This is a genomic window from Alistipes sp. CAG:29 (assembly GCF_000435435.1).
Lineage (GTDB): Bacteria > Bacteroidota > Bacteroidia > Bacteroidales > Rikenellaceae > Alistipes > Alistipes onderdonkii.
The window spans coordinates 1-3,271 of the sequence record NZ_FR893403.1 but is presented as its reverse complement, the minus strand read 5'-3'; the positions used below and the strand labels follow the sequence as shown (position 1 = coordinate 3,271).

Below are 3,271 nucleotides of genomic sequence, written 5' to 3'. Positions count from 1 at the left end.
CCGCATTTTTTAATATAGTTCGTAATTATTCTTAATTTTACCACATATTTTTAGAATGATGACTATTAAACCAAAACTTATTTAATCTAAGGAACACCTATGAACAAACTCTTTGCAAGTGTGCTGCTATGCGCCGCGTTATTGGGTTCCGGGATTCTCCGGGCTGATAACATCGTTATTTCCAACAGGAAAAGCTCTATCCTGATCACGGCCCCAAAGGGTGAATCGCCCCGGATACAGTACTTCGGCCCCCGGCTGGCGAATCCCGGCGACGTATTCGACAGCGGGAGCGCCTTCAACGACCCGGTATACCCCCAGTTCGGCGTCCAGTGCTCGCGTGAAACAGCCATTCAGGCAACCCACAACGACGGCAATATGTCGCTCGAACTGGTCGTGGAGTCGGTCACCAGGGAGAACCGCGACGGCGGCCAGGTCACGGCGATCGCGACCCGAGACAAATTCTACCCGTTCTATGTCACCATCTACTACAAGACCTATCCCGACTGCGAGGTGATCGAGACCTGGACGGAGATCCGCCACCTGGAAAAGAAACCCGTCACGCTCTACCGTTTCGCGTCGGCCTTCCTGCCCGTGCGCCGCGGCGACAACTGGCTCTCGCACTTCCACGGCCCCTGGGGCGCCGAGGCATACCTCTACGAGGAAGCGCTGACCGACGGCATGAGGGTCATCAAGGACAAGGACGGCGTACGCAATACGCAGAACAGCTGCCCGTCGTTCATGCTCACGCTCGACGGGCGCCCCGACGAACAGCACGGCATGGTCATCGGCGGCACGCTGGCATGGAGCGGCAACTACCGTATCGCCATCGACAACGACAATGCCCACACCACACGCATCTTCGCCGGCATCAACGAAGACCAGTCGCAATACATCCTCGAACCGAAAGAGGTCTTTACGACCCCCGTATTCGCCTTCACCTTCAGCGACGAGGGCAAGGGCGGCGTCAGCCGCAACTTCCACCGCTGGGCGCGGCTGCACCGGCTCAACCACGGCGGCGAGCAGCGCAGCATCCTGCTCAACAGCTGGGAAGGCGTCTCGATGAACGTCAACCAGGAGGTGATGGATCAGATGATGGCCGACTTCGCCGCCATGGGCGGGGAGATGTTCGTGATGGACGACGGCTGGTTCGGCGACAAATACCCGCGCAACAACGGCACGTCGAGCCTCGGCGACTGGGTGGTCTGCAAGGAGAAACTCCCCGAGGGCATCAAGGGGCTGACGGCCTCGGCCAGGGAGAAAGGGCTCAAGTTCGGCATCTGGATCGAACCCGAGATGACCAACTCGAAGAGCGAGCTTTTCGAGAAGCACCCCGAATGGGTGATCCAGCAGCCCCACCGCGAGATGCACAAGGGTCGCGGAGGCACACAGCTCGTGCTCGACCTGTCGAACCCCGAAGTGCAGGAATTCGTGTTCGGCGTCGTGGACAAGCTGATGACGGAGCACCCCGAAATCGCCTACATCAAGTGGGACGCCAACATGACGCTGTTCAACTACGGGTCGACCTACCTGCCCCGCGACAAACAGTCGCACCTCTACATCGCCTACCACCGCGGCATGGAAAACATCCTCAAGCGTGTCCATGCCAAGTACCCGGATCTGGTGATGCAGGCCTGCGCCAGCGGCGGCGGCCGTATCAACTACGGGTTGCTGCCTTACTACGACGAATTCTGGACGAGCGACAACACCGACGCCCTGCAACGCATCTTCATCCAGTGGGGCGTTTCGAGCTTCTTCCCCGCCGTGGCGATGGCCTCGCACGTGAGCGTGGACACCAACTACCAGACCGGCCGCAAGACGCCCCTCAAACTGCGTTTCGACGTGGCGATGAGCGGACGCATGGGCATGGAGCTCCAGCCCGCACACATGACCGACGAGGACAAGGCCTTCGCCCGACGCGCCATCGCCGACTACAAGCTGATCCGCCCCGTCGTGCAGCAGGGCGACCTCTACCGCCTGATCTCGCCCTTCGACAAGACCGGGTACGCATCGCTGATGTACGTCTCGCCCGAAAAAGACCACGCGGCCTATTTCGTCTACAAGCTGGAACAGTACCACAACATGCCCCGGCCGGCGTTCCGGATGGCCGGGCTCGACCCGCAGAAGAGGTACCTCGTCAGGGAGCTCAGCCTCGACGGCAAGCCCATTCCCCAGGACGGCAAGACCTTCACCGGGGCGTTCCTGATGGAGACCGGCCTCGACTTCGAGGTGGGCGGCGAACATGCCAGCCACGTACTTGAACTCAAGGCGGCGGAGTAATCCCGCCAGCCCCGGCCGGGCCGGCATCGGCCCGGCCGGACAAAATACTTGCGCCATGAAAAAACTATTCCCCCTGATCGCCGTGCTGGCCACGCTGTGCGCAACCGCGGCGCAGCGCCCCCTGCAACTCATCCCGCAGCCCGTCCGGGCCGAACTCCGCGAAGGGCACTTCGCCGCCCCGGGCTGTAAAGTCACCGCCGAAGGCTTCGCCTCCCGGCCCGAAGGGCTGATCCGGGTAGCCTCGGCACTGGCCGCCCCGCACGGAAAGCAGCCGGCCCGGAAAACGCGGAACACGCTCCTCCTGCAACTGGACGCCCGCGCGGGCATCCCCGCCGAAGGATACCGGCTCCGCGTCGCCGAACACGAGGCGGAACTCACGGCGGGCGACGAAAGCGGCATCTTCTACGGGCTCCAGACGCTCCTGCAAATGGCCGACGCCGACGGTAACATCCCCTGCGCCGAGATCGAGGACTACCCCCGCTACGGCTACCGGGGACTCCACCTGGACGTCTGCCGCCACTTTTTCCCCGTGGAGTTCGTGAAGGGCTATCTCGACCGCATGGCCGCCGCGAAGCTCAACCGCTTCCACTGGCACCTGACCGACGACCAGGGCTGGCGCATCGAGATCAAACGCTACCCGCGCCTGACCCAGGTCGGGGCGTGGCGTTCGAAATCCCAGATCGGCAGCTACGAGGAGAAGCCCGCCACCTTCGAATTCGGACGGTACGGCGGCTTTTACACGCAGGACGAGATCCGCGAGGTCGTCGCCTATGCCGCCGAGCGGTACATCACGGTCATCCCCGAAATCGAAATGCCCGGGCACTCGCTCGCGGCCCTCACGGCCTATCCCTGGCTGGGATGCACGAACGGAGACGAATCCTACGAAATAGCGGGTTGGATCTGCGGCCCCGGCAACGTCCTCTGCCCGGGCAAGGAGAGCACCTTCGAATTCCTCGAAAACGTGCTCGACGAGGTCGTCGCGCTCTTTCCCTCG

2 protein-coding genes are annotated in these 3,271 nt (G+C 62.2%); both read left to right on the top strand.

From position 1 onward, the window contains the following. The first annotated feature begins 99 nt into the window (after positions 1-99). Positions 100-2,277, top strand: a complete 2,178-nt coding sequence (locus QVP03_RS01285; protein WP_022331871.1) for an alpha-galactosidase — start codon at positions 100-102, stop codon at positions 2,275-2,277. Between the two features lie 55 nt (positions 2,278-2,332). Further along, the coding region (locus tag QVP03_RS01280; protein WP_288210589.1) for a beta-N-acetylhexosaminidase at positions 2,333-3,271 on the top strand (939 nt) is incomplete at its 3' end.